The following is a 6,000-nucleotide window of genomic DNA, read 5'->3' on the forward strand; positions in this document are numbered from 1 at the left end:
GCCTGGGGTAGTGAAGTAGCAAGAGCGCTGACCAGACTGCCATGAGTGTGGTCAGCCTTTTTGTTTCGGCCAGCCGGTCGATGCAGAGTGCCGATGTTGTCATGCAGCGGCCATCGCATCGCTTGCCGGGTGGCCGGAAAGACGCATACGGTGTGAGACCCAATGACTAACGTTGACGCGATTCTCCAAGCTGGTCTGGCTGCCATCGAGGCTGCTGCTGACCTGATCGAACTGGAGCAGGTCAAGGCGCGCTATCTCGGCAAGAGTGGCGAACTGACCGAACTCCTCAAGCAACTGGGCAAGCTCCCGCCCGAGGAGCGCAAGGCTGCCGGTGCCACCATCAATGTGGCCAAGCAAGCTTTTGAAGCCGCCCATAACGCCCGCCGTGACCTGATCAATGCCCAGAAGCTGGAAGCCCAGCTGGCAGCCGAATCGCTGGATGTCACCCTGCCGGGCCGTGGCCTGTCCACTGGTGGCCTGCATCCGGTAGCGCTGACGCTGGAACGCATCGCCACCTTGTTCCGTTCCATGGGTTTTCAGGTAGCGGATGGTCCGGAAATCGAAACCGATTTCCATAATTTCCAGGCGCTCAATATCCCGGAAAACCACCCGGCGCGTGCCATGGCCGACACCTTCTATGTGGAAGGTGGCGATGTGCTGCGTACCCATACCAGCCCGATCCAGGTGCGCTACATGCTGAACAACGAGCCGCCGATCAAGATCGTGGCGCCGGGTCGCGTGTACCGTGTGGACTCTGATGCCACCCATTCGCCGATGTTCCACCAGATGGAAGGCCTGTGGGTGGAAGAGGGCGTGTCCTTTGCCGACCTCAAGGCAGTGGTGACCGACTTCCTGCGTCGCTTCTTCGAACGCGACGATCTGCAAGTGCGTTTCCGTCCGTCCTTCTTCCCCTTCACCGAGCCATCCGCCGAAATCGACGTACTGGGCGAGCGTGGTTGGCTGGAAGTAGGAGGCTGCGGCATGGTGCATCCGAATGTGCTGCGCAATGTGAATATCGATCCGGAAAAGTACAGCGGCTTTGCTTTTGGTATTGGTCTGGACCGTTTTGCCATGCTGCGCTATGGCGTGAATGACCTGCGACTGTTCTTCGAGAACGATCTCAATTTCCTCAAACAGTTCAATTGATCGCAGGCAGGGGATAAGCAATGCAATTTTCCGAACAGTGGCTGAGAAGCTGGGTTAATCCTTCCCTTTCCAGCGATGAGTTGTCCAATCTGCTGACCATGGCAGGTCTGGAAGTAGAAGAAACCACCGCGGCCGCACCGGCCTTTACTGGTGTGGTGATCGGTGAGGTCAAGGAATGCGTCAAGCACGAAAACGCCGACCGCCTGCGCGTGACCAAGGTGGATGTAGGTACGGGCGAGCTGGTGCAGATCGTTTGTGGCGCACCGAATGTAGCTGTGGGCGTGCGCGTGCCGTGCGCGCTGCCGGGCGCGGTGCTGCCGGGTGATTTCAAGATCAAGCCCACCAAGATGCGTGGTGTGGAGTCGGGCGGCATGCTGTGCTCCGGCAAGGAGCTGGGCGTACCGGAAGATGTCGACGGCCTGATGCTGTTGCCGGCTGATGCGCCAGTTGGCCAGAATATCCGTGACTATCTGGGCCTGGATGATCAGCTGTTTACACTGAAAATCACTCCCAATCGTGCTGACTGTCTGTCGATCAAGGGTATTGCCCGTGAAGTGGCCGCGCTGACTGGTGCTGCGCTGCAGCCGCAAGCCATTACCGCCATTGCGCCGCAAATCGACGATGTGGTAGCGGTTGCTATTCAGGCAGGTCAAGCTTGCGGTCGCTACATTGGCCGTGTGATTCGTAATGTCAATGCGGCTGCGCCGACCCCGGACTGGATGAAACGTCGTCTGGAGCGTTCCGGTCTGCGCTCCATCTCGGCCATCGTTGATGTCACCAATTATGTGCTGCTGGAGCAAGGGCAGCCGATGCATGCCTTTGATCTGGCCAAGCTGGATGGTGGCATCACCGTGCGCATGGCCAAGGCAGGCGAGCAGCTGCTGTGCCTGAATGAAAAAACCGTCACCCTCAGCGACGAGCATCTGGTGATTGCCGATGATGCCAAGGTACTGGCCATCGCCGGCATCATGGGCGGTGAAGAAAGCGGTGTCACTACTGCCAGCACCGACATCATGCTGGAAAGCGCCTTTTTCGCTCCGGCAGCGATTGCCGGCAAGGCCCGTGCCTGGGGCTTCGGCTCTGACTCTTCCTTCCGCTTTGAGCGCGGGGTGGATTTCCAGCTGCAAACCGAAGCCATGGAGCGTGCTACCGAGTTGGTGCTGTCCATCTGTGGTGGCGAGGCGGGCCCGCTGAACGAAAAAGTGGCTGAACTGCCAGCGCGCGGTGGTGTCAAGCTGCGTACCGCCCGTGTCGCACGTCTGTTGGGCATCAGCCTGACCGCCGAGCAGATTGCTACCATCCTCAGCCGTCTGGGCCTGTCCTTCGACACGCTGGAAGATGGCTTCCTGGTACATGCGCCGTCCTTCCGCTACGACATCGAAATCGAAGAAGACCTGATCGAAGAAGTGGCGCGCGTGCATGGCTACGATGCCATCCCATACGCCGCACCGGCTGCGCGCCTGCGCATGCTGGCGCTGCCGGAAGAGCGTCGCCCGCGTGAAGATATCCGCCACTTCCTGGCGGGACGCGACTATCAGGAAGTGGTCAGCTACGCCTTTGTCGAAGAAGCCTGGGAGCGTGACTTTGCCGGCAATGCCGACCCGGTGCGCCTGATCAATCCGATCGCTTCGCAGATGAGCGTAATGCGTTCGTCGCTGATTGGCGGTCTGGTTAACGTGTTGCAAGGTAACCTCAACCGCAAGCAGCCGCGCGTGCGGGTGTTTGAAGTGGCCCGCGTATTCGGCAAGAATGCAGCCGGCAAAGCCGACGAAAGCACCCAGCCGGAAAAAGTGGCAGGTCTCGCCTGGGGGCCGCGTGTGGCCGAGCAGTGGGGGCAGAAAGCCGAGCGTGTCGACTTCTTCGATGTGAAGGCTGATGTCGAAGCGCTATTGCTGCCGGCTCGTGCCAGCTTTGCCAAGGCAGTGCACCCGGCTTTCCATCCCGGTCGTTGTGCCGAGATCAGCCTGGATGGCAAGGTCATTGGTGTGATGGGCGAACTGCATCCGCGCTGGACGCAAGAATACGGCCTGCCGACAGCACCGGTATTGTTCGAGCTGGATCTGGCTGCGGTTGCAGCACGCTCTGCCATCAAGGCAGAACCGGTAAGCAAACTGCAGCCGGTGCGCCGCGATCTGGCGCTGGTGGTTGACGAAGAGGTAACGGTTGCTGCTATGCTGGATACTTTCCGTCAGCATGCGTCCGCACTGGTCAAGGAAGTGGCCCTGTTTGATGTCTATCGTGGCAAAGGCGTTGAAGAAGGCAAGAAGAGCCTGGCTTTCCGTGTGGTGTTGCAGGATGATGCCCGCACGCTGACCGACGAGGATGTTGAACCGGCCATCCAGAAACTGCTGGATGCCGTGGCTGCCAGCCATGCGGCCCAGTTGCGTCTGTAAGCCATTATTGCCGGAAGGCGTGGCATAATGTCCGCCTTCCATATTTGCATTCAAGAAGTTAAGGGGTAGTCATGACTTTGACCAAGGCTGAGTTGGCCGACCTGTTGTTTGACCAGGTAGGTCTGAACAAGCGTGAAGCCAAGGACATGGTTGAAACGTTTTTCGAGGAAATCCGTATCGCGCTGGAAGCGGGCGATTCGGTAAAGCTGTCCGGTTTCGGCAATTTCCAGCTGCGTGACAAACCGCAACGTCCGGGGCGCAATCCCAAGACCGGGGAAGAAATTCCCATCACGGCCCGCCGGGTTGTCACCTTCCATGCCAGTCAGAAACTCAAAGGAATGGTTGAGCAATACCATGCTAACAAGCAAGGCTGATCTGCCGGCAATCCCGTCCAAGCGCTACTTCACCATCAGCGAAGTCAGCGAGCTGACCGGGGTCAAGCCGCATGTGCTGCGTTACTGGGAGCAGGAATTCTCCCAGCTGCGCCTGGTCAAGCGCCGTGGCAACCGCCGCTATTACCAGCACCACGAAGTGCTGCTGGTGCGGCGTATTCGCGGTCTGCTGTACGACGATGGTTTCACCATCCATGGCGCACGCCAGCGTCTGGGCGCCGGCGGCGAGATGGAGCGTCCGATTACTGCGCAGGAAGTGCGCGCAGAACTGGAAACAATTCTGTCTTGGCTGGATGCAGGTATTGGCAAATCCTAAATAAACAGTTACAATGCGTTTCTCTTGAAGTCGGGGTGTAGCGCAGCCTGGTAGCGCACCTGCATGGGGTGCAGGGGGTCGGAAGTTCGAATCTTCTCACCCCGACCACAAGACCACAGCAATACCAACATTTAAGCCATCCAACCGGATGGCTTTTTTGTTTTCTGCCTATTCACTTACTGGTTCTGACGCGGTTTTATTCTAAGCAATCCGCAGTTTGGCCTATCTGCAAGTTTCTGTTTTTCATACTAGCGGTTATTGCGTGTTTTGCTGTATTGCACTGCGCATACTGTAATGTCTGTTCACTTGTTTCCATATGGTCTTCCGCCTATCTGGTTTTTGCAGTAAAGCAATCATCAAGTTTTGCTTAAGTGCAAAAACCATACAGTTATTATTGTTTTTATCTTGAACCAGTGCTCCGGCAATATTGCTCCGGTTTAATCAGCTTATGATTTGCCTGTGTCCAATTAAAAGCGGACTGGGTCGCCATCGTGCCAGAAAGCAAACAGGGTAGTCAGTAGACCTCCATCCTGCTTGCGGCACGATGTTTTTCTGATAAACACCAAATAAAACAAAAAGATATGCGAAATAATCAGCCAATCAACCAGCAGGAAACCATCGTGCCGGATGGTGTATTCATTTATTCGCGTACTGATACCCAGGGCAATATTGTCGAGGCTAATAAAGCCTTTGCCCAGATCAGTGGCTTCGAGCAAGAGGAGATGGTTGGCCAGCCGCACAATATCATCCGGCATCCGGATATGCCGGCAGAGGCATTTGCCGATATGTGGCGCAATCTGAAGGAGGGGCGGCCCTGGCGTGGGCTGGTGAAGAACCGGCGTAAGGATGGTGGTTTTTATTGGGTACGGGCCAATGCCTCGCCGGTGCGTGAACAGGGGAAGATTGTCGGTTACCAGTCGGTGCGTACCCCGCCCGGACGTGACGAAGTGGCCGCCGCTGAACTGTTGTATGGCCGCATTCGCCAGGGCGACCGTTCCTTGTCCATTGAAAATGGCCGTGTGGTGAAAACACGCTCGCAACTGGTACAAGCGGTGAGTGGTTTTGTTGTTCAGCTCTATGCCGTGCAGGTGCTTGCCGCACTGGCTTTGCTGCTGGGTTTGCTGGCCAGCAGCCAGAGCAGCTTCATGCCCTGGTTCCAGGGGGCGGCGGTACTGGCTCTGCTGTCCTGTCTGTTGGCGGTAGTGTTTATCCTGCCGGGGGTTGTCGGTGGGCTGACCCGTATTCACCAGTTTTTGCAGGATCTGCTTAAAACGGGCAATCTGCGGGCCAATCTGCAGCCCACCCGCACTGATCTGATCAGCAAGATTGCGGCGGAGCTGGATAATCAGACTGCTGCTGTCAGCGCCACCATTCAGGTAATGCTGAATTCTGCCCGCAATGTGCAGGATACCTCGGGCAATCTCAACCAGAGCGTGGTGTCGCTGGTTTCGTCGGCATCCTTGCAAACCGAAAAGACCACGGCTTCGGCGGCCACCATCGAGCAGCTGGCGGCATCGATAGGCTTGATCGCACAGCATGCGCATGACACCGAAACGGTAACGCGTGATGTCGGTAGCAAAGCCGGCGAGGCGGCGCACTTGTCGGAGCGGGCCAGTGAAACCATTCGCGAATTGGCCGCTACCGTTGCCAGCTCGGCAGAAACCGTGGAAAAACTGGGGCAGCGTACTGAAGACATCGGCAAGGTAGCCAGCGTCATCAAGGATATTGCCGATCAGACCAATCTGCTGGCGCT

Annotated in this window: 5 protein-coding genes and 1 tRNA gene; all 6 read left to right on the forward strand. The window is 57.3% G+C overall.

Features of this window, described 5'->3' with window-relative positions; translation table 11 throughout:
• Positions 1–162: 162 nt before the first annotated feature.
• Entirely contained in the window at positions 163–1,146 is a 984-nt protein-coding gene (gene pheS / locus EAY64_RS12725) for a phenylalanine--tRNA ligase subunit alpha (protein WP_103525122.1), read from the forward strand.
• Positions 1,147–1,166: 20 nt separating this feature from the next.
• Positions 1,167–3,539 (forward strand): phenylalanine--tRNA ligase subunit beta, encoded by a 2,373-nt coding sequence (gene pheT, locus EAY64_RS12730; protein WP_103525123.1) that lies wholly within the window; start codon positions 1,167–1,169, stop codon positions 3,537–3,539.
• 71 nt (positions 3,540–3,610) lie between these two features.
• Positions 3,611–3,913 (forward strand): integration host factor subunit alpha, encoded by a 303-nt coding sequence (locus tag EAY64_RS12735; RefSeq protein ID WP_045845169.1) that lies wholly within the window; start codon positions 3,611–3,613, stop codon positions 3,911–3,913.
• The gene (locus tag EAY64_RS12740) at positions 3,894–4,247 is read left to right on the forward strand and encodes a MerR family transcriptional regulator (protein ID WP_103525124.1); all 354 of its coding nucleotides are present in this window, start codon (positions 3,894–3,896) and stop codon (positions 4,245–4,247) included. Before EAY64_RS12735 ends, EAY64_RS12740 begins: the two co-directional genes overlap by 20 nt.
• Before the next feature lie 31 nt (positions 4,248–4,278).
• A tRNA-Pro gene (locus tag EAY64_RS12745) sits at positions 4,279–4,355 on the forward strand.
• A gap of 473 nt (positions 4,356–4,828) precedes the next feature.
• The coding region (locus EAY64_RS12750; protein ID WP_103525125.1) for a methyl-accepting chemotaxis protein at positions 4,829–6,000 on the forward strand (1,172 nt) is incomplete at its 3' end.

Source organism: Aquitalea palustris, assembly GCF_003693445.1.
Taxonomy (GTDB): domain Bacteria; phylum Pseudomonadota; class Gammaproteobacteria; order Burkholderiales; family Chromobacteriaceae; genus Aquitalea; species Aquitalea palustris.

What these genes read in the sequence shown, in the direction of transcription:
- pheS (WP_103525122.1), top strand. Translation starts at nt 163, where the DNA reads ATGACTAACGTTGACGCGATTCTCCAAGCTGGTCTGGCTGCCATCGAG.
- pheT (WP_103525123.1), top strand. Translation starts at nt 1,167, where the DNA reads ATGCAATTTTCCGAACAGTGGCTGAGAAGCTGGGTTAATCCTTCCCTT.
- EAY64_RS12735 (WP_045845169.1), top strand. Translation starts at nt 3,611, where the DNA reads ATGACTTTGACCAAGGCTGAGTTGGCCGACCTGTTGTTTGACCAGGTA.
- EAY64_RS12740 (WP_103525124.1), top strand. Translation starts at nt 3,894, where the DNA reads ATGCTAACAAGCAAGGCTGATCTGCCGGCAATCCCGTCCAAGCGCTAC.